General features: G+C 24.2%; 21 protein-coding genes, 1 tRNA gene and 3 pseudogenes. 10 read left to right on the top strand and 15 right to left on the bottom strand.

Annotation, left to right across the window (positions count from 1 at the left end; translation table 11 throughout):
* Positions 1-7: 7 nt before the first annotated feature.
* From QZ401_RS00580 to pgi, 8 genes and pseudogenes are all read right to left on the bottom strand, one after another.
* Positions 8-1300 (bottom strand): adenylosuccinate synthase, encoded by a 1293-nt coding sequence (locus QZ401_RS00580; RefSeq protein WP_295164053.1) that lies wholly within the window; start codon positions 1298-1300, stop codon positions 8-10.
* Between the two features lie 42 nt (positions 1301-1342).
* Positions 1343-2266: a protease modulator HflC gene (gene hflC / locus QZ401_RS00575; protein ID WP_295164051.1), complete on the bottom strand. Its 924-nt coding sequence runs from the start codon at positions 2264-2266 to the stop codon at positions 1343-1345.
* A 4-nt stretch (positions 2267-2270) separates the two neighbouring features.
* Positions 2271-3506, bottom strand: coding sequence for an FtsH protease activity modulator HflK (gene hflK / locus QZ401_RS00570; RefSeq protein ID WP_295164049.1), 1236 nt, complete (start codon positions 3504-3506; stop codon positions 2271-2273).
* Positions 3507-3712: 206 nt separating this feature from the next.
* Positions 3713-4632, bottom strand: a pseudogene (miaA, locus tag QZ401_RS00565) (tRNA (adenosine(37)-N6)-dimethylallyltransferase MiaA).
* A gap of 38 nt (positions 4633-4670) precedes the next feature.
* On the bottom strand, positions 4671-6416 hold the full coding sequence (gene mutL / locus QZ401_RS00560) for a DNA mismatch repair endonuclease MutL (RefSeq protein ID WP_366664890.1): 1746 nt from the start codon (positions 6414-6416) through the stop codon (positions 4671-4673).
* 50 nt (positions 6417-6466) lie between these two features.
* A complete protein-coding gene (locus QZ401_RS00555; protein ID WP_295164045.1) occupies positions 6467-7633 on the bottom strand; it encodes a mannitol-1-phosphate 5-dehydrogenase in 1167 nt (388 codons plus the stop codon).
* Between the two features lie 19 nt (positions 7634-7652).
* Positions 7653-9602 carry a PTS mannitol transporter subunit IICBA gene (locus tag QZ401_RS00550; protein ID WP_295164043.1) on the bottom strand — a complete coding sequence of 650 codons (1950 nt, stop codon included), beginning with the start codon at positions 9600-9602 and terminating at the stop codon, positions 7653-7655.
* A gap of 192 nt (positions 9603-9794) precedes the next feature.
* Positions 9795-11450 (bottom strand): glucose-6-phosphate isomerase, encoded by a 1656-nt coding sequence (gene pgi / locus QZ401_RS00545; protein ID WP_295164040.1) that lies wholly within the window; start codon positions 11448-11450, stop codon positions 9795-9797.
* Between the two features lie 154 nt (positions 11451-11604).
* Between pgi and orn the strand changes: the two are divergent.
* The 4 genes and pseudogenes from orn (at position 11605) to QZ401_RS00525 (ending at position 13338) form a co-directional block, all read left to right on the top strand.
* Positions 11605-12149: pseudogene (gene orn, locus QZ401_RS00540) on the top strand (oligoribonuclease).
* Between the two features lie 155 nt (positions 12150-12304).
* Positions 12305-12380 (top strand) — tRNA-Gly (locus tag QZ401_RS00535).
* A 56-nt stretch (positions 12381-12436) separates the two neighbouring features.
* Entirely contained in the window at positions 12437-12580 is a 144-nt protein-coding gene (locus QZ401_RS00530) for a hypothetical protein (RefSeq protein ID WP_295164038.1), read from the top strand.
* Between the two features lie 23 nt (positions 12581-12603).
* Positions 12604-13338 (top strand): N-acetylmuramoyl-L-alanine amidase, encoded by a 735-nt coding sequence (locus QZ401_RS00525; protein ID WP_295164844.1) that lies wholly within the window; start codon positions 12604-12606, stop codon positions 13336-13338.
* Positions 13339-13434: 96 nt separating this feature from the next.
* Here the strand turns inward: QZ401_RS00525 and rpmE are convergent, their stop codons facing one another.
* Positions 13435-13653, bottom strand: a complete 219-nt coding sequence (rpmE, locus tag QZ401_RS00520) for a 50S ribosomal protein L31 (protein WP_295164037.1) — start codon at positions 13651-13653, stop codon at positions 13435-13437.
* A gap of 577 nt (positions 13654-14230) precedes the next feature.
* Here rpmE and hslV point away from each other — a divergent pair.
* From hslV to QZ401_RS00500, 4 genes are all read left to right on the top strand, one after another.
* Positions 14231-14761: an ATP-dependent protease subunit HslV gene (gene hslV / locus QZ401_RS00515; protein WP_295164035.1), complete on the top strand. Its 531-nt coding sequence runs from the start codon at positions 14231-14233 to the stop codon at positions 14759-14761.
* A gap of 11 nt (positions 14762-14772) precedes the next feature.
* Positions 14773-16104: an HslU--HslV peptidase ATPase subunit gene (gene hslU / locus QZ401_RS00510; RefSeq protein WP_295164034.1), complete on the top strand. Its 1332-nt coding sequence runs from the start codon at positions 14773-14775 to the stop codon at positions 16102-16104.
* Positions 16105-16254: 150 nt separating this feature from the next.
* Positions 16255-16731, top strand: coding sequence for an Hsp20 family protein (locus QZ401_RS00505; protein WP_295164032.1), 477 nt, complete (start codon positions 16255-16257; stop codon positions 16729-16731).
* A 110-nt stretch (positions 16732-16841) separates the two neighbouring features.
* The gene (locus QZ401_RS00500) at positions 16842-17615 is read left to right on the top strand and encodes a ferredoxin--NADP(+) reductase (protein ID WP_295164030.1); all 774 of its coding nucleotides are present in this window, start codon (positions 16842-16844) and stop codon (positions 17613-17615) included.
* A 4-nt stretch (positions 17616-17619) separates the two neighbouring features.
* On the opposite strand, the gene epmA is transcribed toward QZ401_RS00500, so the two are convergent.
* The gene (epmA, locus tag QZ401_RS00495; protein WP_295164028.1) at positions 17620-18594 is read right to left on the bottom strand and encodes an elongation factor P--(R)-beta-lysine ligase; all 975 of its coding nucleotides are present in this window, start codon (positions 18592-18594) and stop codon (positions 17620-17622) included.
* A 107-nt stretch (positions 18595-18701) separates the two neighbouring features.
* On the opposite strand from epmA, the gene coaD reads away from it, so the two are divergent.
* Positions 18702-19205: a pantetheine-phosphate adenylyltransferase gene (coaD, locus tag QZ401_RS00490; protein WP_295164025.1), complete on the top strand. Its 504-nt coding sequence runs from the start codon at positions 18702-18704 to the stop codon at positions 19203-19205.
* A 69-nt stretch (positions 19206-19274) separates the two neighbouring features.
* On the opposite strand, the gene QZ401_RS00485 is transcribed toward coaD, so the two are convergent.
* Both QZ401_RS00485 and QZ401_RS00480 read right to left on the bottom strand, forming a co-directional pair.
* The gene (locus QZ401_RS00485) at positions 19275-20303 is read right to left on the bottom strand and encodes a hypothetical protein (RefSeq protein WP_295164024.1); all 1029 of its coding nucleotides are present in this window, start codon (positions 20301-20303) and stop codon (positions 19275-19277) included.
* A gap of 59 nt (positions 20304-20362) precedes the next feature.
* A complete protein-coding gene (locus tag QZ401_RS00480; protein ID WP_295164022.1) occupies positions 20363-20707 on the bottom strand; it encodes a hypothetical protein in 345 nt (114 codons plus the stop codon).
* A 279-nt stretch (positions 20708-20986) separates the two neighbouring features.
* Here QZ401_RS00480 and QZ401_RS00475 point away from each other — a divergent pair.
* Positions 20987-21735 (top strand): annotated as a pseudogene (locus QZ401_RS00475) (class I SAM-dependent methyltransferase).
* A gap of 62 nt (positions 21736-21797) precedes the next feature.
* Here the strand turns inward: QZ401_RS00475 and QZ401_RS00470 are convergent.
* From QZ401_RS00470 to dapF, 3 genes are all read right to left on the bottom strand, one after another.
* Positions 21798-23270, bottom strand: coding sequence for an inorganic phosphate transporter (locus QZ401_RS00470; protein WP_295164021.1), 1473 nt, complete (start codon positions 23268-23270; stop codon positions 21798-21800).
* A gap of 98 nt (positions 23271-23368) precedes the next feature.
* Entirely contained in the window at positions 23369-24541 is a 1173-nt protein-coding gene (locus tag QZ401_RS00465; RefSeq protein ID WP_295164019.1) for an MFS transporter, read from the bottom strand.
* A gap of 51 nt (positions 24542-24592) precedes the next feature.
* The gene (gene dapF, locus QZ401_RS00460; protein WP_295164843.1) at positions 24593-25417 is read right to left on the bottom strand and encodes a diaminopimelate epimerase; all 825 of its coding nucleotides are present in this window, start codon (positions 25415-25417) and stop codon (positions 24593-24595) included.
* Positions 25418-25506 lie beyond the last annotated feature (89 nt).

Below are 25506 nucleotides of genomic sequence, written 5' to 3'. Positions count from 1 at the left end.
TTGTCTTTTAAAAGAACAAAGTTTTTACTAAAATAGTATCAGAACGATCTGGTCCTGTAGAAATTATATCAACAGGAATTTGTGCTATTTCTTCAATGCGTTTTATATAATTACGAGCTGCTTCAGGCAGATCTTCTATTCTTTTTATACCTGATGTTTTTTCTTTCCATCCTGGATGTGTTTCATATACCGGAGTTATGTTTTCTAAATTAAAAATAGAAAAATCCTTATAAATTTTTGAAGTATTAATGTTTTTGTAAGATATACAAATTTTTATTTCTTCTAAATCGTCTAAAACATCTAATTTTGTTACACATAACGCAGATAAAGAATTAATTTTAACAGCGTAGCGTAAAGCAACACCATCAAGCCATCCAGTACGTCTTTTACGACCAGTTGTAGATCCGAACTCTTTTCCTTTTTTAGAAAGATAATCATCTATATCATCAAATAATTCAGTGGGAAATGGTCCTTTTCCAACTCTTGTTGTATATGCTTTAGTAATTCCTAATATATAACCTAAATTTTTAGGTCCAATTCCTGTACCAGTAATTACACCACCTGTGGTACTATTAGAAGAAGTAACATATGGATATGTACCATGATCAATATCTAAAAGAGTACCTTGAGCACCTTCAAAAATAATTCTTTTTTTATTTTTAATTGCTTTATGTAAAATAGTAGAAGTGTCTTTAATCATATTAAAGATTAGATCTTTTACTTTTAATAAATCCTTTAAAATTTCTTTATAAGAAATTGATTTTTGTTTATAAAATGATACTAATTGATTATTATAATAATCAACTATTACTTCTAATTTCACAGATAATTTTTTTATATTTTTTAAATCTCCTATTCGTAAAGCGCGACGTGCTATTTTATCTTCATATGCAGGACCAATGCCACGTCCTGTTGTACCAATTGCATTAATTCCTAATTTTTTCTCACGGGCTAAGTCCATTGCAATATGATAGGGTAATATTAAAGGAGCTGATTCAGAAATAAAAAGACGTTCTTTGATAGAATAGTTATTTTTTTCTAACATTTCTATTTCTTTAACTAATTCAAATGGAGAAATCACTACTCCGTTTGAAATAATTCCAATCACATTAGGATATAACAATCCTGATGGAATTAAATGAAGAATAATTTTTTTTCCATTTACTACCAAGGTATGACCTGCATTGTGTCCTCCATGATATCTTACTACATAAGAACTATTTGAAGATAAAAAATCAACTATTTTTCCTTTACCTTCATCGCCCCATTGAGTACCTAATATTACAATGTTTTTATTCATATTTTTAAAACACCTATTTTATTAGTTTTTTAAAATACACTTTTAATATTTTATTATTTTATTCATATATTTAAAAAATTCGTTGTCTGAATTAATTAACATTATATTATCACTATTTTTAAAACTATTCTCATAAGCATGTAAACTACGAATAAAAAAATAAAAAGAAGATTCTTGACCAAAATTTTCTGAAAATAATTTTGTCACTTCAGCTTCTCCTTGACCTTTTATTATTAAAGCTTTTTTTTGTGCTTCTGCTAATATCATAGAAACTTTATAATCTGCTGTTGCACGTAATTTTTCTGCTTTTTCTTGTCCTTGAGAACGTTGACTTCTAGCTACCGCTTCTCTTTCTGCTCTCATCCTATTATATATAGCATCAGATACTTCTATAGGTAAATTAATTTGTTTAATACGAACATCAACGACTTCAATACCTAAAGCTTTCATACTATTTACATTAATCAGTGACGTATTATCTAAATTTGTTGTTCCTTTATTTAAGGCATAAAGAACATCTGTCGTTAATCTACCTCTTGAATCAGTTACGATTTCTTTGACGTTAAGACATCCTATTTCAGAACGTAATCGATCGCTAAATTTTCTTTTTAATAAAACTTCAGCTTGAAAAACATCTCCTCCTCCAGTAGCCAAATAATAACGATTAAAATCACTAATACGCCATTTAATATAGGAATCAACAATAAGATCTTTTTTTTCTTTCGTCACGAAACGATCTGCTTGATTGTCCATAGTATGAATACGCGAATCTAATATTTTAACCTTTTCTAAAAAAGGGATCTTAAAATGCAGTCCAGGTGTATAAACTAAAGTTTTTTGTTGATTATTTCTTAAAACTTTTCCGAACTGAAGTATAATTCCACGTTCTCCTTCTTTAATAATAAAAAAAGAAGATGAAAAAATAAGAAGAAAAAAACTTAATATACAAATAACTATTTTATTCATATTTTCATTCTCTTTCTATATTTTTGATATTACTGCGTATAGACTCTATACGACGTTTTTTAAAAAAACTATTAGGAGACGATGAAGGAAGATTATTAATTTCTTTATCTTTTTGAAAAGAATAGGGATGGTTTTTACTTAAATTAATTTGATTATTAAAAAAATCTTTTTTGTTGAATTCTTGTTGATTAAAAAAATTATTTAAAGATAAAAATAATTTTGAATGATTTTTTTCATCTATATAAATTTTCTTAGTTTTACTTAATAATCTTTCCATTGATTCTATATAAAAACGTTTTAATGTCATTTCTTTATTCTTTCTATATTCGGGAAGAATTTTTAAAAAACGAACCACCTCTCCTTGAGCTTCTAATATAATTCGTGAAGAATATGCTTTCGCTTCTTCTAAAATTCTCTGTGCTTTTCCATGAGCTTTTGGTTGAACTTCATTTGCATAGGCCTCAGCTTCACGTACATATTGTTCACGATTTTCTCGAGCTGCAATAGCATCATCAAAAGCAGCTTTAACTTCTTCTGGAGGTCTGGCTGTTTGAAAATTTACATCTAATATGGTTATTCCTAACTTATAAGGTTTAATTGTTTCTTCAATTTCTTTCTGAGTATCACTTCGGACCAGAGTACGTCCTTCGGTTAAAACTCGATCCATAGTCGAATGTCCAATAACTCCACGCAGTGCACTATCAGTAGCTTGACGTAAGCTATCATCTGGATAAGCAACAGAAAAAAGATAATTAGCAGGATTAGTAATTTTATACTGTACATTCATTTCTACACGTACTACATTTTCGTCTGCAGTTAACATAACACCTGATGTTGCTAATTCACGAACAGTTTCAACATTTACCGCTTTGACTTCATTAATAAAAACCGGTCTCCAATTTAATCCTGGCTCAACTAAATGATTAAATTTACCAAAAGTAGTAACAACTCCACGCTCAGCTTCTTTAATTGTATAAAATCCACTAAAACACCAAATAAAAAAAGATACAAAAACTATTATTAAAAATGGATTAATTTTATTTTTTGGTGAATTTGAAGAATTAGCTGTTTTATTAACTATATTATTAATATTATATAAAAATTTCTTAAAATCTAATATAGTTTTTTTATTATGATTTTTTCGTTCATCTTGATTTTTTGAACCATTTTTTTCTTGACTATTCTTTTTCCCCCACGGATCAAGCTCTGGCTCATTATCATTAGGTTTATTCCAGGCCATTTTGTGCCTCATATTATTAGTTTTAATACTTATCAATTTTTAAAAAAACACAAATAGAAATAATATATCCTATATTTTACAGTATGAAAACTGTATTTTTTTTATAAATTTTTAAAAAAATAATTGAACAAAATTAATTAAAAAATAAAAAATTTTTTTCAAAAATATTGAGAAAATTTTTTAAAAATATAATTTTTTATCAAAATTTAACAATGAAATATTAAATTTAAATTTTTTTCAAGAATATCTAACATCTGAATAAAAAGTGAATTTGGATCATTAGTATGTAAATAATACACGTTTTTCCATTTTTTTAACCATGTTATTTGATTTTTAGCTAATTTTCTTGTTGCAAAAACAATTTTATTAAACATTTCTTCATAGCTAATTTGATATTCAAGATATTCCCACATTTGACGATATCCTATACATCTCATAGATGGTAAATTTTTATGTATATCTTTTCTAAAAAACAAGCTTTCTACTTCTTTTTGAAAACCTAATTTCAACATCTTATGTACACGTGATTCAATTTTTTCATGTAACCATTTTTGATTTTTCGGCATTATAGAAAATTGAATAATATTATACGGCAGTAAATGAGAAATTTTTTTTTCTTTTAAAGAGGTCAAAGTTTTTCCAGATATATAAAAAACTTCTAACGCTCTTAATAATCTTTGAAAATCATTTTTATGAATGCGATTGGCAGATATAGGATCTATCAAATTTAATTTTTCGTATAAAAAATTTCTGTTGTTTTTTTTTTACTTAATAAATATTGACGAATTTTAATATTAGATGCTGGTAAATTAGATATTCCATATAACAATGTTTTATAATAAAACATTGTACCTCCAACAAGAAAGGGTATTTTACCTATGTTTAAAATATTGGAAATTTCTTTTAAAACATCTGTTCTAAATTCTGCAGCAGAATAAATTTCACTAGGATCTTTAATATTTAACAAGCGATGAGGATGATTTTTTAAATCTATAGGATGTGGCTTATCTGTACCAATATCCATATATCGATAAATTAACGCAGAATCTACACTAATTATTTCTATTGGTAAATATTTTCTAAGATAAATAGTAAATTTACTTTTGCCGCATCCAGTAGGACCCATTAAAAAAAAAACAATAGGTTTTTGTTCTTTATTAGAATTTATACTTTTAATATGCATAATGCTTCATTAATATTTATTTTTTGTAATAGTTTAAATGGAGGTTTTTTAAATATAGAGGGATAAAAATATTCTATCTCTAACAAAATTGAAATTCCATCCTCATAATTCCAAGGATTTTTTTCTACTAATATATTAATATCAAGCCATTTAATTACATCTTTAACACACAGTTTTTTTTTAAAAAAAATAAATGTAAAAAAATCAGATAAAAATATATCAAGATTTTGATTTTTTAAAAAGTTAGGAATAGTTTTTAAAAAAAAATGTGTTTCTTGAAAAACAAAATTAAATCCAAATTTTAACAACAATTTTGAATTGTTAGCTAATATTTTACTCTGTTCAAGAGTAGTAAAAAAGGAAAAATTATATAAAAAATTTTCAGGTATAACATTATTTTTAATAGCATTACGTAATTTATATTGTTCAACTATTTTTTTTGCTAAAGGAAAAGAAATTAATGAGAAAGTATCAAAAAAATATATTAATCCATAATATTTTTTAAAAACGATTAATAATTTTCCAAAAGAAAAACAATGTTCTTTTAAAAATCTTTTAGCATTGATGTTAAAAAAATAATTTGACATTATATTTTTGTATAAAATTTTTTTTTCGTATTCAAGACTATTTTTAGATACTGAATTAATAATTAATGAACAAGAATTATTCTTTTTGCATTTTTCAAAATTAATTTTTGGAAAAAAGTTACTTGAAAAATATTTAATTTTTGATTTTTTTAAATTAGATAAAACAGATTTATATAAAAAAAGATAAATAATATTAGCTTTATGAAATTTAATTTCATTTTTAGTAGGATGAATGTTAACGTCTATTTCATGAGAAGGTAAAGTAATGTATAAAACAAATGATACACTTTTTTTATTTCCTATCGTTTCATACAAAGCATTAAAAATAGCATTGTTTACAAGATCATTACAAACAAATCGATTATTAACATAGCAATATTGTATTTTTTTAAAAGAACTTGAAAGTAATGGAGGAAAAATTAACCATCCAAACAATGTAATATGATGTATTTTTTCTTTAATTTCTAAAACATAATTTATGTCAATTTGATTAAATATTGTTTTTAATCGAAAAATTTTATCATCACTTTTTTTTACTGCGTTATACGATAAATACAGCTTTCTATTTTTTTTAAAACAAATATTGATATCAAAATGAGATAAAGCTATTTTTTTTATTGTTTCACAAATTTTTAGAAATTCCAATCTTTCATTTTTTATAAATTTAAGACGAACAGGAATATTATAGAATAAATTCTCTACTACTACACTAGTTCCAAATGGATGAGCAATTGGCTGTAATAAAGTGTGATTAGAAAATCCTTCTGAATATATACTCCATGCTATGTTACTATTTTTAGAACATGAAATTAATTTAAGCCTTGAAACTGCGCGAATACTAGCTAAAGCTTCTCCTCTAAAACCAAACGTGTTAATATGATCTAAATCCAAAAGAGTATTGATTTTACTAGTAGCATGACGTGAAATTGCAAGTAATAATTGGTCTTTTTCAATACCAAAACCATCATCTTTCACTATTATAGATTGAAGACCACTCTTTTTGATACTAATATCAATATTTTTTGCTTTAGCATCAATACTGTTTTCTAAAAGTTCTTTAATGACAGATGATGGTCTTTCAATTACTTCTCCAGCTGAAATTTGACTAGATAAATTAGTTGGTAATATACGAATAGGCAACATTTGACCTGATTCTCTAAAATTATAAAAAAATAATTTTTAGCATAAATTTACAAAAAGTTTTTTAATATAGAATAATATGCTGAAATAATTATACTAATTTCCTTTCTTTTTATATCCAAGTTACATACTTTAACTAAAGTTTCTTCAAGTCCGTATTCTTTGATAAAAGAAGATAATTTAATTGATTCTAAATCATTTATATTTCGATAATGTAATGCTGCCACAATACCTTGAACTAAATTAGAATATGGCAACTGATATTTTATCGCTCCTAAAAAAGGACGTATTAATCGTTCATTTTTACTTAATTTTTGTAGTGGATTTCGTGCAATACGTTCCAGTTTATCCAATAAAAAAGGATTTTTAAAACGAATAAAAATTTTATCAATGTAAGACAGATGATCTTTTTTATTAAAGTTATAACGCTTAATTAATACTGATCCACTTTCGTTCATAGCATTTTTTACAATTTTTTCTATATTACAATCTGAGATTGCTTCAGATATAGTTCTATAATTCTTCATTAAACCTAAGTATGCAGCTATAGCATGACCTGTATTAAGAGTTAAAATTTTTCTATCTATAAAAGATATCAAATTATCACTTAATGTCATATCAACAATTTTAGGTATTATGCCTTTAAATTGATTTACGTCAACAATCCATTCTTTAAAATTTTCAGCAATTAAAAATAAAGGATTTTCTTGTTTAGAAAAAGAAAATGTTGGTATAATTGTATCAATACTACAATCTACAAAACCAATATATTCATTAAAATAATCATAATATTTAATAGGAATTTTATCAAAAATAATATCTCTTAAAAAAGAAGTTGCTTTAATTTTATTTTCACAAGCAATTATATTTAATGGTTTATTACACTTTGAATTAATTCTTAAAACAATTCCTTTTATAAGAATAGAAGCAATTTTATGAAGTGCGTTAACTCCAACTGCTGTTGTAATAAGATCAGTATTAGAAATAATATTTAAAATATTTGGATCATAAAAATTTATAGCACTAATGTTATTTATATCTACAATTTTTTCAACACTATTACTTACTAATTTAATTTTATATTTTTTATAGTTATTAATAGAATCGATTATATTCTGATTTACATCCGAAAATATTAAATTAAAACCAGACTTTGACAATGCCCTTGCAACAAAACCTCGTCCAATATTTCCTGCTCCAAAATGTAAAGCTTGCATGAAATTATTCCAATTAAAATTAATTTTTTTTAACGTTTGAGTTTAAATATGACAAAACTTCGTTTACACTTTTCGTTTTTGATAGTCTAGTGATAATATCTTGATCATCTAATGCATTAGTAATATTACTGACTACTATAATATGTTCATTATTTTTTGCAGCAATACCGATAACAAGATATGCAATATCATCAATATTTTCTCCAAAATGAACACCTTCAGGGAATTGACAAAAAATTACTCCAGTTTTTAAAATAGAATCTTTAGCTTCTATAGTACCATGTGGTAACGCTACAGATTGGCCTAACCAAGTTGAGGCAATTTTTTCTCGATCAAGCATTGCGTCAATATAATCTGTTTTAACATATCCTTGTTCTACTAAATATTTACCAACAATTTTGATGGCTTCTTGTTTATTTTTAGCATGTTGATTAAGAAAAATATTTTTTTTACTTATTTGAAAAAAATTTTTTGATTGAATTTCTTTATTAGAATTAATATTTTTTTCGAAAAAATTATCTTTTTTATCTTGAATATTATTTTTTTTATAAAAATCTTTTTTTTCATCTAATTGTGTTACTAAAGTAGTATAAAAATCATTATCGAGAAAATTTTTTAATGATATATGCTGAGAATTAGGAGCATATTTTTTAGCACGGCAAGTTAATTTTTCATGTGTAATAACTAAATCTGCGTTTTTAGGTAATAAATTCAGAGCAATATTTGATATAGAAATATGTGTTAAATTTTTATTTTCTATTTTTTTACGAAGAATACTTGCACCCATCGCACTAGATCCCATACCAGCATCACAAGCAATTATAATATTTTTAATTTTTTGAATATTTTTAATTTTTTTTATAAAATCGTATTTTTGATCACCTTTTTTCTTCATAGGATATAAATTTTTTTTAAATGATTCTGTAGATATTTTATTATGTTCTTTTTTTCTACCTAAATTAATTTTAAAAAATAGAGCTGCACTAAGAAAAGAAATGAGAAAAGAAGAGAATACAGAAATACAGTTTGCGAAATATAAACCTTTTTTTGTCATTGCTAAAATAGATAAAATAGAACCTGGTGATACAGCGGAAATTAATCCTCCTTTAAAAAAAACAAGCATAAAAATACTTGTCATACTACCTAAAATTAAAGAAATCATTAATATTGGTTTCATTAATACATAAGGAAAATAAATTTCATGAATTCCTCCTAGAAATTGAATAATTGCCGCTCCTCCTGAAGATTTATATAATTTTTCTTTTCCAAAAAAAAAGCAAGCTATTAGTACACCTAGTCCCGGTCCAGGATTTGATTCTATTAAAAAAAATAAAGAACTTTTGTTTTCTGATATTTCTTGAATTCCCAAGGGAGAAAATATACCATGGTTGATAGCATTGTTTAAAAAAAACACTTTAGCTGGTTCAATTATAAATGCAATAAGAGGTAATAAATTAAAATTTATTATTATTTTTAGAATAGATCCTAAAGAATTAGATGTCCATTCAATCAAAGGACCAATTAAAAAAAACGAAATAATTGTTAAAAACATTCCAATAATTGCAATCGAAAAGTTATTAACTAACATTTCAAAACCACTTTTTATTCGATTTTTAACTATCTGATCAAAAACTTTTATTATCCATGCTCCTAATGGACCACAAATCATTCCACCGAGGAACATAGGTATATCTGTACTTGTTATCATTCCTATAGTAGAAATACTTCCTACTAAACCTCCTCTTTCACCAGCAATTAATCGGCCTCCAGTATATCCAATAAGAATAGGTAAAAGATAAAAAATTATAGGTGGTATTAGTTGAGCTAGTATTTTATTAGGCTGCCAACCTAAGGGAACAAATAAAGCATTCATAATCCCCCATGTAATAAATATACTTATATTAGGCATAATCATATTACTTAAAAATTGACCAAAATTTTGTATTTGTAATCTTATTAATCTAAGCATAAATATTTACTCAAATTTAAAAAATAGAATCAAAAAGATTTTTTTTAATTCTATAACTGAACAAAACTTATCTAAGTTAGCAAAAAATAATATTCTAATTCTAGAAGATTAAAAGTTTGTATTTAAAAAAAATCAGGAAAAATTATTTTTAATTTTTAACTAAAGACAATTTCAAAACTAAGAAAAATAATTTTATTTATTTGTAAAAAAATTATAAAAATCAATAAGTCCTTGTGTTGATGAATCATAAGATTTACTATTTTTTGTTTTTTCATTAATATTTTTATAAATACTTTTAGCTGCTTTTTTTCCTATTTCAACACCCCATTGATCAAAACTAAAAATATTTAATATATGACCTTGAACAAAAATTTTATGTTCATATAATGCAATCAATATTCCTAAATTATAAGGTGTTATTTTTCTTAGTAAAATAGAATTAGTTGGTTTATTTCCTTCACATATCTTAAAGGATAAAATCTTGTTCAACTTATCTTTGTCTGTTTTGCAAAAAACAGATTCTTTTAAAAAAGAACTTCTAGATTTTCCAAAAGCAAGTACTTGAGTTTGAGCTAAAAAATTAGATATTAATTTAAGATGGTGATTATCTAAATCATTATGAGAGATAACAGGTATGATAAAATCACTTGGAATTAATTTAGTACCTTGATGAATAAGCTGAAAAAATGCATGTTGACCATTGGTACCTGGTTCACCCCAGATAATAGGTCCAGTTTGATAACATACTTTATTTCCATTTTTATCAATCGATTTACCATTAGATTCCATATTAGATTGTTGAAAATATGCAGAAAAACGATGCATATATTGATCATATGGAAATATAGCTTCTGTTTCAGCATTAAAAAAGTTAGTATACCAGATACTAATAAGAGCTAGTAATATAGGAATATTTTTATTGTATTCAGTGTTATAAAAATGATTATCCATAACATGGGCTCCTTGTAAAAATTTTTCAAAATTATCAAATCCAATAGATAAAATAATAGATAGTCCAACAGAAGACCATAATGAAAAACGACCACCTACCCAATCCCAAAATAGAAAAATATTTTTAGCATTAATTCCAAAATTTAAAACATTTTTTATATTAGCTGATAATGCAAAAAAATGTTTATCTAGAGTATCCTTCGTTTTTGAATGTTTCAAAAACCAAGATTTTGCACTATTAGCATTAGTTATCGTTTCATCTGTAGTAAATGTTTTTGAAGCTATTAAAAAAAGTGTTGTTTCAGGATTTATTTTTTTTAAAACTTCAGAAAGATGAGTACCATCTATGTTAGAAACATAATGTATATTTAAATGATTTTTATATGGACGCAATGCTTCTGTAACCATATAAGGTCCTAAATCTGATCCACCAATACCTATATTAACAATATCGGAAATAGATTTTCCAGTGTAACCTTTCCAAGTTCCATTAATAACTAATTCTGAAAAATTTTTCATTTTTTTAAGTACGTTATTAACTTCTAACATAATATTAGAACCATTTAATAAAATCGGAAAATTACTTCTATTTCGTAAAGCAATATGTAATACGGGTCGATTTTCTGTTTGATTGATTTTAGATCCAGAAAACATTAACTTAATAGCAGACTTAACATTCATCTCTTTCGCTAAATTCAATAAAAGTGTTAAAGTTTTGTCAGTAATTCTATTTTTTGAAAAATCAATTAATATTTCATTTTTGAATAAAATTGAAAATTTTTTAAATCTATTCAAATCAGATAAGAAAAGATCTTTTAAATGAATATTTTTTATTTCTTCAAAATGACTCTTTAAATCTTTCCAAGATTTAGTGTCAATAAGATTAATATTTTTCATCTCATTTTGCCTGTCTTTAATTTTTGTATATATCAAAATATATATTTTTTATTAATTTTCTATTATACTATATTCATTAAATTTTGACTAAAAAAATGCAATTAAAAATTTTTGTTTTTTATAGTAAACTAAAGAAGATGTATTTATAAAAATTATGACAATTAATAGTAAAAATCTTATTTGGATCGATTTAGAAATGACTGGATTAAACTCTGAAATACATCGAATTATTGAAATTGCTACTGTAGTTACAGATACGAAATTAAATATAATTTCAGAAGGTCCAGTTATTGCTATTAATCAAAAAGAAAAACATATAGTCCTAATGGATGAATGGAATACTAAAATACACAAAAAGAATGGATTAATAAAACGAGTTCAGAAAAGTATGTATAATGAATCACAAGCTGAATATGAAACCATATTTTTTTTAAAAAAATGGGTTCCTATTAAATCATCGCCGATCTGTGGTAATAGTGTTTATCAAGATAGAAAATTTTTAGCTCGATATATGCCAAATTTAGAAAATTATTTTCATTATCGATGTATAGATGTTAGTACTATTAAAGAATTAGTAAATCGTTGGCATCCTTTTATATCTAAAAAAATAAAAAAAAAAAAAATCATACAGCATTAGAAGATATTTATGAATCTATAATAGAATTAAGTTTTTATAAAAAAAAATTTTTTGATATTTAAAAAATAATAAATAATATTTAATTGTTCTAATTAAAAAATTATTTAATAAAATGTTAAATAAAAAAATATTTTTTTAAAAGAAAGCTTGATAAATATACCTTATGTATATAATATAAATAAATACAATGAACATAAAATTATAATTATAAAATTTTGCGGGAATAGCTCAGTCGGTAGAGCACAACCTTGCCAAGGTTGGGGTCGCGAGTTCGAATCTCGTTTCCCGCTCCATTTATATTTTTGCATATTATCAATCTAAAAATTAATATTATAGATAAGGAAAATTTATGATTTTTTGTTCTTTTTATAAATGGATAATGTTTTCTATTTTATTAATTACCTTTCAAGTACAATCTGCAGATAAATTAAATAAAATTAATTATAAAAAAGACAATTCACATAAAAATAATTATTTTTTTTTAAAAATGTAAAAAAAATCCAAAAAAATAAAAAAATTTTTAAAAAACTATTGAAGAAATTTATTATAGTCATTGATCCAGGACACGGAGGACAAGATCCAGGGGCAATAAATAGTCTAGGATTACAAGAAAAAAAAATAACTTTAAAAATTGCAATAAAACTTAAGAATTTATTAAAAAATAGTAATCTATTTTATCCAGTTTTAACACGAAATGATGATTCGTACGTTTCGTTGAAAAAAAGAAAAGATTTTGTAAAAAAAAATCATGTAAGTTTTTTAATATCTATCCATGTAGATTCTTCTAAAAAAAAATATGTATCAGGTGCATCAATCTGGATTACTAATAATGATAGAATGCATCGTGAAATCAATGATTTTATAAAAAATAAAAAAGAAAACATATATTTTCCGAAAAACATTCAAAATATAATTCAAAAGAAAAAATATGATTTTTTTTTAAAAAAAACTATTCTCGATTTACAATTTAATAATTTTCAAAAAATGGAAATTAACTTGTCTAAGTACATATTTCAACAATTTAAAAAAATTATAAAAATAGACAAAACATATCCAAATTATGCTAGTTTAGGAATATTAAGCGCTATAAATACACCATCTATGTTAATAGAAACAGGATTTATCACAAATTTTTCAGAAGAAAAAAAATTAAGAACCAACGAATATCAAAATAAAATTGCAAACGCGATTTACATTGCTTTAAAAAATTATTTTCAAGATGCATTTCTCTCTAATTTGAGAGATACGTAAATAAAACTTTAAAACAAAAATTTTAAAAATTATCTTAAGCATCTAAAATATTATTTAAGATGCTTAAATTTAAAAGGTTATAAATTAAAATACAATTTATATCGTATCTTTCTTAATCAGTTTAAAACGTTTTTTAAATCTTTCAACTCGTCCTCCGGTATCAATAATTCTTTGTTTTCCTGTATAAAATGGATGACATTTTGCACATATATCTAAATTTAGATTTAGATTAACGGTTGAAAAAATTTCAATTACATTTCCACACGAACAAGTAGCTGTTATTTGAGAATAAGCTGGATGTATTTTTTTTTTCATAAAATTTTTCCTAAAATATATTAACGATATTTATTCTATTATACGATTATTAATGTATTAATAATTAATATTTTTCACTTTAAATATAAAATATAAAAACATATGTACAACGATAAAAACAAAATTAATTCGACGTATTTTAAAAAAAAAGAAAAAATAAAAAAAAGAAAAAAAAGAAAATAAATTTAAATAAATATCATATTCTCATTGTTATCATAACAATAGTTCTTTTTTTTTCTTTTTTAAATATTTTCTTAAAAAAATCAAAAAATATAGAAAAAAAAATTTGTATAGATAAAAAAATAAGTGATGATTTATTACCTCCTAAGCCTAAAGAAAAATGGAAATATATTCACAAATTGGAAAATCTGTAGTTTTTAAAATTTTTTTTGAAAATTTACTAAACTTAAATTTATTTATACATGAAAATATTTGATTTTATTAATAATTTTACTTGAATAATTTGTATAAATTAAAGTTAAAATTATTTTTTTTTAAATATAAACTTTATTTTTTATATAATTAAAAAAAATACTAACATATTATTTAACACATTATTTTTAAGAGGTTTTTTCTTGTGACCACAATACTGAGTGTAAGATTAAAAAATAAAGTAGTAATCGGAGGTGATGGACAAGCAACTTTGGGCAATACTATTATGAAAAGTAATGTAAAAAAAATTAGAACACTTTATCATGAAAAGGTAATTGCTGGTTTTGCAGGCGGAACTGCAGATGCTTTCACTCTATTTGAAATGTTTGAAAAAAAATTAGCTATGTATCAAGGTCAATTGCAACGTGCTGCTATTGAATTAGCAAAAGATTGGAGATCTGATAGAATGCTACGTAAATTAGAAGCCTTGTTAGCAGTAGCTGATAAAGATACTTCATTAATTATTACTGGAAACGGTGACGTAATACAACCTGAAGATGATTTAATCGCAATAGGTTCTGGTGGTTCTTATGCGCAATCAGCAGCACGTGCATTAATTGAAAACACTAAACTTAGTGCTAATGAAATCGTAGAAAAATCATTGAATATTGCAGCAAATATTTGTATCTATACTAATCATAGTTTTACTATAAAAGAACTATTTTCAGAAAAATAAGGATTATTTATATGTCTGAAATGACCCCTCCTCAAATTGTATATGAACTTGACAAATTTATTATCGGTCAAGAAAAAGCAAAAAAAGCCGTTTCTATTGCACTAAGAAATCGTTGGCGTAGAATGCAACTAAATAATGAACTACGTCATGAAATTACTCCCAAAAACATCTTAATGATTGGTCCTACCGGAGTAGGAAAAACAGAAATTGCTAGAAGGTTGGCTAAATTAGCTGATTCACCTTTTATAAAAGTAGAAGCGACTAAATTTACTGAAGTTGGATATGTTGGAAAAGAAGTAGATTCTATTATTCGAGATTTAACCGACGCTGCTATTAAAATGATTCGAGTAAAAAATATTGAAAAAAATAAACTTCGAGTTGAAGAAATAGTTGAAGAAAGAATATTAGACGTTCTTGTTCCAAGGCCGAAAAACAACTGGACAGAGAACGAAAAAAATGAAAGTTTATTAAACACATTACAAGTGTTTCGAAAAAAGTTAAGAGAAGGTGTTCTTGATGAAAAAGAAATTGAAATTAATGTTTTAGCCACTACTATGGGTGTAGAAATAATGGCACCTCCTGGTATGGAAGAATTAACAAGTCAATTACAATCTCTTTTTCAGAATTTAGGGGGTCATAAAAAAAATACAAGACGACTAAAAATAAAAGATGCAATTTTATTATTAAAAGAAGAAGAAGCTGCTAAATTAATAAATCAAGAAGAAATTAAAAAAGAAGCAATTAATGCAGTAGAACAGAATGGTATAGTATTTGTTGATGAAATTGATAAAATATGTAAAAGAGGTGACTCTTCTGGTCCAGATATTTCTCGAGAAGGCGTACAAAGAGATTTACTCCCATTAATTGAAGGTTGCACTGTATCGACTAAATATGGAATGGTTAAGACAGACCATATCTTATTTATTGCATCAGGTGCATTTCAAACGTCAACACCTTCTGATTTAATTCCAGAATTACAAGGACGTCTTCCAATTAAAGTAGAATTACAAGCATTGACAATCAATGACTTTGAAAAAATTTTAACTGAACCAACTGCATCCATTACTGCACAATATAAAGCCCTTATGCAAACAGAAGGTGTATGCATAAATTTCACAAAAGAAGGAATTCGAAACATTGCAGAAGCGGCTTGGAAAGTTAATGAATCTATGGAAAATATAGGAGCTCGTCGTTTACATACAATTTTAGAAAAACTTATGGAAGATATTTCTTTTAATGCTAGTGATAACAATGGTAAAACTATTGAAATTAACGCAGAATATGTTGGAAAACATTTAAATCAACTAATATCTAATGAAGATTTGAGCCGATTTATTTTGTAATTTTTTGAAATATTTTCATTGTTTATGATAAATAATCATTGAAAAAAAAAAATAAAACCTTATATGAATTAAGACACTCTTTTTAGTTTAAACATTAATTATTAGAATATAAAACTAAAATAAATATATATAATTATAGAAGGGGGTTTTATGTCTTATCGTTCTTTTTCTTTTTTGCCAAACATTAATCAAAATAGTGTTTTTTCAAATAGATTTAATAAAATTGATAAAATTTTCAGCACATTAACAGGAGAAAAACCTTTATCAGATATACCAATGTATGATTTATTTCAAATTGACGAACACAAGTATGAATTAACATTAAGTATTCCTGGATATGAGGAAAAAGAACTAGATATTTCTGTACACAACAGTCAATTGATAGTACAAGGGAAAAAACAAAACGAAAAAAATAATAATAAAACAAAAAAATATTTGCATAAAAGTATTATATTGAACGATTTTTCTTTAAATTTTAATTTTGATCATAAAATTCAAGTAAAAAAAGCAGAACTATCTTTAGGACTATTAAAAATCGATTTTGAATGTAAAGTACCAGATGAAGAAAAACCTAAAAAAATATTTATAAATATTCCTAGTCAAGTTACAGAAATTGAGAAAAAATAAAACATAAAATTTTTAAAAAAAATGAAAATTTTTTTAAATCAATCATTGTACTTATTTTAAAATAAGTACAATGATTTAAAGATAAAAATAACAGAAGGGGAAATAAATTAATGAATCCATGGATTAACGCTAATGTTTTAAAAGTGCATAAATGGACTAAAAATTTATTTAGTCTTATTTTAAATGCATCAATTTCTCCTTTTCAAGCCGGACAATTTACAAAATTAGCTTTAAATGAAGAAAATACAAGTTTTCAAAACAACATTAAACAGAAAAAAATTCAAAGAGCATATTCATTTGTCAATCCTCCTAGTAGTAAAAATTTAGAAATTTATATTGTTCGAATACTTAATGGAAAATTAAGCAATCTTTTATATAATTTAAAATCCGGAGATAATTTATTTATTAAAAAAAACTCATTTGGTTTTTTTACCTTAGATGAAATACCTACTTGTAAAACACTATGGATGTTTGCTACTGGTACTGCAATAGGTCCTTATTGTTCCATATTACAAGAAGGAAAAAATATTAATAGATTTAAAAATATCGTATTAATACATGCTGTACGATATAAAAATGAATTAACTTATCTTCCTTTAATGAATAAATTGTATAAAAATTATAATGGAAAACTAAAAATTGAAACAATAGTGAGTAGAGAAAAAACGAATGATTCTTTAAATGGGAGAATCCCTTTTTTATTGAAAAATCACATTTTAGAAAAAAAAATTGGTCTAAAAATTAATTGTAATGATTCTCATGTTATGTTATGTGGAAATCCATCTATGGTAAAAGATACATATTTGTTTTTAAAAGAAGATCGATTTATGCAAAAACATTTAAGACGTAAACAAGGTCATATTACGATGGAAAACTATTGGTAGTTTTTCAAGAGCGATCAAATGAAAAAGACATAACTTGATCAATACTTTTTTTATTTAGTGCTATCATAATTAAACGATCTAATCCTATAGCTACTCCTGAACACGGAGGTAACCCATTTTTCATCGCATTTAAAAAGTGTTCATCTATTTTTTGTTCAGGAAAATTCATATTACAACGTTTTTTATTATCTTTTATAAAACGATTTTTTTGTTCAAAATAATCTGTTAATTCGTAAAAACCATTTCCTAATTCAATTCCTTTAAAAAAAATTTCAAATCTTTCTGAAACGCGATTATCTTCTTTGTTTACAGCAGAAAGAGAAGCTTGTTCTAAAGGAAAATGATAAACAAATAATGGTTTTTCTTTTCCAAGAAAAGGTTGTATTTGCAATGTAAATAACATTTCTATTAATTTATTCAAATCATTTTCAAGATAAGTTAAATGTTCTAATTTAAATTTTTTGTAACATTTAAACAATTCAGATAAATTAGTAGACAAAGGATCTATTTGTAAAAACTTTATAAATATTTTTTGATAAGAAATTTTATCTGATTTATCAAAATTTAATATTTTTTGAAAAAAAGAATCTATTTCTTCAATCATTTTTTCCATAGAAAAAGAAACTTGATACCATTCAAGCATAGTAAATTCTGGATTATGATATTGACCAAATTCTTGATTTCTAAAACTATGACAAATTTGATATATAGATCCACTTCCTGCTGATAATAAACGTTTCATATGATATTCTGGACTAGTAATTAACCATAATTTAATTTTTTTGACATCATTTTTGCAAGAAAGGTAATTAGTTTCAAATGACGTCAAATTTATATCTGTGACTGCTGATTGAGATAAAGTTGGAGTTTCTACTTCCATAACGTTTTTTTTTAAAAAGAACGAACGGATATTAGCAATAATTTTTGATCTTTTTATTAAATCTTTAATAGAAGCACTAGGCTTCCATTTTTTTTTCATATGTTTTCCTTTATAAAAAATAATAATCTTAATTATTAGAAAATATTATATATTTAACAAATGACTTAAACATAATTAATTTGTATATAAAAAAAAATAAATAAAAAATGAAAAAAATTGCAATATACCCAGGTACATTTGATCCCATTACATATGGACATTTAGATGTTATAACACGTGCAACAAAAATTTTTGACAATATAACTATTGCTATTTCAAATAATCTGAATAAAAAAACTATTTTTAATTTGAAAGAACGAATAAAATTAACTAAATTAGCTACATTGCATCTTAAAAATATAAAAAAAGTAATTGGATTTGATGGTTTACTCGCTAATTTAGCAAAAAAAGAAAAAACTAATATTTTAATTAGAGGAGTAAGAACAATATTCGATTTTGATTACGAAATAAAATTAGCAGCTATAAATAAACAAATTTATCCTGATTTGGATAGTATTTTTTTTCTTTCTTCTAAAGAAGTTTCTTTTATATCTTCATCTTTTGTAAAAGAAATCGCAAAATATAAAGGTAATGTTAAACCATATATTCCTAAAGAGATACACTGTGCTTTATTAAAAAAAATTAAAGATATTTCTAGTATAGAAATTTAATTTTTTAAAAAATAGGGTATATTTTATATACCCTATTTTATTTTTTCGAAGCATATTTATGTTAAAAAATTAATGCATAAAATGTGAAAACTTTATTGTTGGTGAATTTTTAGAAGGAAGAATTATACTTGTGCGTATTCCAAAAGAATAGTATGGCTGAGTAGAATTTTTATCTTTTGAACGTAAATTAGACAAATTAGTTGCTACTAATTTTATTTGATTATTATCTATATGTGTAATTGTATAAATATTTCTTGAATTTATAATTTGATATTGATTTATTTCTGGATGTTCAGAAAGTAATTGAAGATAAGACTGTTTTAAAATTTTCGGATGTGCATATGCAGAAATCAATTTTTGATCCATAATATTTGGAACTATTTTTTTAAATTTTTCTATCATATCTTCTTTATTCGTAGAATGAATTAAATTTCCATCGATAACAAAAAGAGATGAATGAAAATCTGTCATGAAGTCTTCATTTAATTCTTGAGAAGAAGATTTTAATTTTTCATATATTTTTTGAAAATGTGTCATAGTAGAAAAAACATTTTCAGGTGATAAATCTAATTTATCTGAAACTGTCCAAACATTATGATCTGTAAAATATTTATAATGAGATTTTTCAATCGTTCTATTCATTCTATCTTTAAATTTTTGATTGACTTTTAAAGTACCTTCTCTGACCTCTATATCAAAACTTTCATCTAAATTAAACGGATACCATGTATTTAAATTTTCTTTTTTAGGAACCATAACATGAAGATCTGGAAAAAAACTTTCATATTCAGGATGATTAGGATTATTATTTAATTTATTAACTATTTTTAATCTTCCTTGTTCTTTAACTTTTTCAATTATAGTATGTATAAAAAATTTTGAAGATTCAATTGTTTTATTTAATTCTTCAACTTGTTCCATTAAGTGGTCAATTTTTTTACTTGTTTCTTTAGTTGATTCTGTTGGTTCTGAGAATAACGCACATCCTGCATCAAAAATTTTTAAAAAAGTTGTACCATTAAAAAGATTTATAGTTTCATTTTTAATTGTCTCATAGGCACTAAGTACAGTGTTTTTTACTGCATTCAGAGATTCCATGATTTGTTTTTTTAAATTGATATCTTTAATAGTTTCTTGAATTTTTTCTTGAATTTTTTTTAGTATATCGAGTGGATTATAGGAAGTACTTTCAGAAAGGGATTCAGAAGTGGATTCAGAAGAAGTTTTTTTTTCATATTTATAAAGTCATTGAATTTTAATAAGTATTCTTCATAAAATTCGTCGAAATCAATTGAATTTCTTTTATTTTCATTTTCAATATGATTAATTGAAACTTTAGTACTGCTAATAGGATATTTTTTTTCTTCTATTAAACCTTTTGAAGTATTTTCAACATTTTTTAATGATTTATTGCATAATTCATCAATTTTAACTTTTAATTTTTTATTTTGATCAAAACGTGTTGGATTTAATTTATCAACTAGAGTAATATTAGATGACATAATTTTTTTTCCTTTTTTTAATTTACTATCTTAGTTTTAGCGGGAATTTTTTTTCAAAAATGTAAATTAAATTTTTAAAAACAAAGAACTGGATTATTAATTTTTTACAATTTTAAATTTTTTAAAAATATACGAAAAAAATTAATTTTTATAATTTTAAAACTAAATTTTTTAAAGTGAACATTTTAATAAAAAAAGCAAAAATAAAAAACATTTAATTTATATTATAAATTGCATTTTTAAAAAGTCAATTAATTAATACTAAAAAATAAAAATATTATGAATATATATTTAATAATCAATCATAAAAATAAGAGAATACAAAATTTAATTAATGAATATTCTTTAAATCACGATGAAGACTGTTCTATGGCTTTAATAATGAATTCAAATTCTTTAGAATTATATGACCGTTCAACACCTCAAAAAAAATCTATAAAAATTGATTTTACCTCAAAGAAAAACAACTATAGATGTTTAAAATTTAAAAAAAAAATGAAATTATTTCTAAAGCTATAGGAATAAAAAAAAATTATTTTCCTTTTGTTATAGATGCAACGGCAGGATTAGGACAAGATGCTTTTTTTCTTTCTTTTTTAGGATGTTACGTTGTTATGATAGAAAATCATCCTGTAATCGCTGCTTTATTAAAAGATGGTTTAGAAAGGGGCTATAAAGATGAAAAAATTGGATTTTGGTTAAAAAAAAGATTACATTTAATTTTTAACAATAGTTTAAATATGCTGAATATGTCAATTTTACAACCTGATGTTATTTATTTAGATCCAATGTATCCAATTAATAAAAAAAAATCTCTTCCTAAAAAAAATATGCAATTTTTAAGAAAATTAATAAAAAAAAATGATGAATCAAAAAATTTGTTACACGTCGCTAGAAAATTTGCAAAAAAGAGAATTGTTGTAAAACGACCATCTTATGCTCATCCTATATCCAACGATAAGGTAGACTTTATTATCAGTAATAAACATCATCGTTTTGATATATATCTCCCTTATCAAAAAAAATAGGAGTACTATTTATAGTAACATGTACTCCTATATTAGAATAATATCGATATTTTAAATTTTTTTTATATTAACAGAAGAGCGATCCAATAAAAAAAACTAGATAATAAAATCGAAACAGGTAGAGTTAATATCCAAGCAAGGGCAATGTTTTTTATTGTACTAATTTGAATTCCATCTCCATCACTTAACATTGCCCCAGCTACAGATGAAGATAAAATATGTGTTGTAGATACTGGTATTCCTGTATAACTTGCTATACCAATTGATAAAGAAGCTGTTATTTGTGCTGACATAGCTTGTGCATATGTCATTCTTTTTTTTCCTATTTTTTCACCAATAGTTACTACTATACGTTTCCAACCAATCATTGTACCTACAGATAAAGAAAGTGCAATAATTAATATTATCCACATTGGTGCATATTCAATTGTTTTAAGTATATCTTCTTTACTTTTTTTTAAAAAATTTTTTTCTTCTTTAGAAATATTTAAAAAATGTATTGTTTGATCAATATTCTCAGAAAGAGAAAGCAAAAAATGACGTAATTTAAATCTTTTTTGCATATTTAATTCATTATAATTATATATATCTTTTAACAAAGATTTGCTTTTTTTTATTTCTTTTATAATGTGAAAATAATTATAATTTTTTGTTATATTACTAATTTTTTTTTGATGATTAGTATTTTTAATTATTTTAATTTTGTTTTTTGAAAAATATTCATATAAATTATTAATTGTATTCTTTGTATAAATAATTTCTTTTTTAGATGCATTTAAATTTACTAGGAAACCATATGGTGCGATTCCGATAAGAACAAGCATTAATAAACCAATTCCCTTTTGACCGTCATTTGCGCCATGTGCATAACTTACTCCAATAGATGATAAAATCAAAGCAATTTTAATTAAAAATGGTGGTTTTTTTTTCCCATCTTTTTTTTCTCGTTCTAACGGAGTCATATGAATACGATAAAAATTTTTTTTCTTTTTTAAAAAAAAACGTAACAAAAATATTAAAACACCAGAAATTATTAATCCTACAATAGGAGAAAAAACAAGAGATAAAAAAACATTTGTCATTTTAGGAATATTTAATGCATCTATTAAAGATGAACCAGTAGTAATTGCATTAGTCAAACCAATTCCAATTATTGCTCCAATAAGTGAATGTGAACTTGAGGCTGGTAAACAAAAATACCAAGTAGATAAATTCCATAATATAGCTGCCAATAGCATGGAAAAAACCATGGCGAGAGCATTTTTTGAATTAGTATTTAATAATAAATCATTAGGTAACAAATGAACAATTGCATATGCAACTGTCAAACCTCCAAGCAAAACACCAAGAAAATTAAACAAACCAGACATCATAACTGCAAAATGAGCTGAGGTTGCACGTGTATAAATTAATGTTGAAACAGCATTTGCTGTATCGTGAAACCCGTTAATAGCTTCGTAACACAATACAAAAAATAAAGCTAGTAAAACAAATAAACTATGATTCAAATCAGAATAAGAAAATAAATATAGCATAATCTTTAAGCCATTTTGATGAATTGAACTAAGTTTATTATCTGTGAGAAACCATGTTATAGGAAAGTAAAATATAAATTTTATTTAAAAAAATTAAATTATTTTTCTAATTTTAAAGACAAGAAGATTCCAAAAATTAAAATAATTATAATAAAAAATGAAATACCTGTCCATTTTGAATAAAACCAAAAAAATCCCCCGAACGTACCAAATATACTTGATCCTAAATAATAGAAAAATAGATATAAAGAAGTTGCTTGAACTTTGGCAATTTTTGCGTGGGAACTAATCCAAGTGCTTGCAATAGAATGAGATGCAAAAAATCCACCTGAAAATACTACTAATCCTAAAACAATCATGAAAATCTGATTATATTGTGTAATTAATAAACCTAAAATCATTAGAAATAATGCTATTCTTAATACACTGCTTCGATGATATTGATTTATTAAAATACCAGCTTTAGGAGAACTATAGACTCCAGTTAAATAAATAATAGATAGAAATCCTGTAGTTGAAGAAGATAAAAAAAACGGTGATAACATTAATCGATAGCTAATATAATTAAAAATTGTAATAAAACTACCCATTAAAATAAATCCTATTGCAAACAGAATAAATAACGTTGGATTTTTTAAATGCAAGTAAAAATTTTTTAAAAATTTATGAAGATCTATAGAAATAGGATAAAAGTTTTTTGATGATGGTAAAAAATATAAAAAAAGACAAGATGATATTAAAGAAAAAAAACCAATTGTTATAAGTGCAATATTCCAAGAAAAATACTCTGCCAAAAAACTACTTAAAAGTCTTCCGGAACATCCACCTATAGTATTTCCACTAATATATAGTCCCATACAAAATGATACAGAATCTGGATGTATTTCTTCAATAATGTAAGTCATAGCAACGGCAACAACTCCACTTAATGCTAATCCAGTTAAAGAACGAAGTAAAACAATAATCATCCAATTGTTTGTAGTAGAACATATTATAGTAAGTATTGCTGCAATTAACAAAGAAGAAGACATAATTGATTTTCGACCAATTCTATCTGATAAGGGTCCAATAAATAATGTTCCAATAGCCATTGTTGCCGTTGCTGCCGACAAAGATAAACTACTTTCTGTTGCAGTTAAAGAAAATTGTTTAGAAAATACTGGTAAAATTGATTGTACGCAGTATAAAATAGAAAAACTAGAAAAACCGCCTAAAAAAAGAGATAAAACAATTTGATTGAATTTTTTTGTATTTTTTTTTTTTAAAAGCATTTTTTATTTTCCAAAAGTATAAAAAACATTTTTTAAATAAAAAAATATTTTTTATATGTATATATATCCATCATAAACATGATGTGCTGGCCCTATCATATAGAGAGGATAGTTAAAACCTTTCCATTTGATTGTTAAATTTCCACCTAATAAATCTACTTTAACAGTATCGTAAAGAAGATTTTTAGCAATACCAATTGCAACTGCTGCACATGCACCACTACCACAAGATTGAGTTTCACCTACATCACGTTCATAAACTCTTAATTGAATATGGTTTTTGTTTATAATTTTCATAAAACCTACATTTACTCCTTTAGGAAATATTGAATCTTTTTCTAAAAGTTTACCAATTTTTTCTACAGGGGCATTATTTATAGATTCTACTTGAATGATACAATGAGGATTTCCCATAGACACTAAACTACATGTTAAATTTTTATTCAGAATTTTTGTAGAAAAATTTTTTAATATAATTTTTTTTGCAATGGGTATTTCTTCTGATTTAAAATTAGGTTCATTCATGTTTACTTTAATGTTATTATCAGATGTAAACTCAATAAAAATATATTTTTTATTAGTACTTAATCTAATCTTTTTTTTGTTAATTAAGCCCTTTAGAAAAAGAAATAAACCTACACATCGAGCACCATTTCCACATTGTTCGACTTCATTTCCATTAGAGTTAAAAATACGATAATGAAAATCAAATTTGGAATTATTTGATTTTTCAATTAATAATAATTGATCAAAACCGATTCCAATATTTCGATCAGATAATTTTTTGATAACTGATTTATTCAGAATAAAATCTTGTTTAATTGATTCAATGACCATAAAATCGTTACCTAAACCATGCATCTTAGAAAAACTAATTTTTTTCTTGTTTTTATTATTTAAAAACATTTTTTTTCCTAATAGTTGTATATTTTTCTTATAGATAAATTCTTTAAAAAAAAGATAAA

Source organism: uncultured Buchnera sp., assembly GCF_913776765.1.
Lineage (GTDB): Bacteria > Pseudomonadota > Gammaproteobacteria > Enterobacterales > Enterobacteriaceae > Buchnera > Buchnera aphidicola_AO.
Note: the sequence above shows the minus strand (reverse complement) of the source record. Positions and strands in the feature narration are given on the sequence as shown.

Coding starts and splice junctions, on each gene's coding strand:
- QZ401_RS00580 (WP_295164053.1), bottom strand. CDS start 1,300: ATGAATAAAAACATTGTAATATTAGGTACTCAATGGGGCGATGAAGGT.
- hflC (WP_295164051.1), bottom strand. CDS start 2,266: ATGAATAAAATAGTTATTTGTATATTAAGTTTTTTTCTTCTTATTTTT.
- hflK (WP_295164049.1), bottom strand. CDS start 3,506: ATGGCCTGGAATAAACCTAATGATAATGAGCCAGAGCTTGATCCGTGG.
- QZ401_RS00555 (WP_295164045.1), bottom strand. CDS start 7,633: ATGCAAGCTTTACATTTTGGAGCAGGAAATATTGGACGAGGTTTTGTT.
- QZ401_RS00550 (WP_295164043.1), bottom strand. CDS start 9,602: ATGCTTAGATTAATAAGATTACAAATACAAAATTTTGGTCAATTTTTA.
- pgi (WP_295164040.1), bottom strand. CDS start 11,450: ATGAAAAATATTAATCTTATTGACACTAAATCTTGGAAAGATTTAAAG.
- QZ401_RS00530 (WP_295164038.1), top strand. CDS start 12,437: ATGATTTTTTGTTCTTTTTATAAATGGATAATGTTTTCTATTTTATTA.
- rpmE (WP_295164037.1), bottom strand. CDS start 13,653: ATGAAAAAAAAAATACATCCAGCTTATTCTCAAATAACAGCTACTTGT.
- hslU (WP_295164034.1), top strand. CDS start 14,773: ATGTCTGAAATGACCCCTCCTCAAATTGTATATGAACTTGACAAATTT.
- QZ401_RS00505 (WP_295164032.1), top strand. CDS start 16,255: ATGTCTTATCGTTCTTTTTCTTTTTTGCCAAACATTAATCAAAATAGT.
- QZ401_RS00500 (WP_295164030.1), top strand. CDS start 16,842: ATGAATCCATGGATTAACGCTAATGTTTTAAAAGTGCATAAATGGACT.
- epmA (WP_295164028.1), bottom strand. CDS start 18,594: ATGAAAAAAAAATGGAAGCCTAGTGCTTCTATTAAAGATTTAATAAAA.
- coaD (WP_295164025.1), top strand. CDS start 18,702: ATGAAAAAAATTGCAATATACCCAGGTACATTTGATCCCATTACATAT.
- QZ401_RS00485 (WP_295164024.1), bottom strand. CDS start 20,303: ATGGAATCTCTGAATGCAGTAAAAAACACTGTACTTAGTGCCTATGAG.
- QZ401_RS00480 (WP_295164022.1), bottom strand. CDS start 20,707: ATGTCATCTAATATTACTCTAGTTGATAAATTAAATCCAACACGTTTT.
- QZ401_RS00470 (WP_295164021.1), bottom strand. CDS start 23,270: ATGCTATATTTATTTTCTTATTCTGATTTGAATCATAGTTTATTTGTT.
- QZ401_RS00465 (WP_295164019.1), bottom strand. CDS start 24,541: ATGCTTTTAAAAAAAAAAAATACAAAAAAATTCAATCAAATTGTTTTA.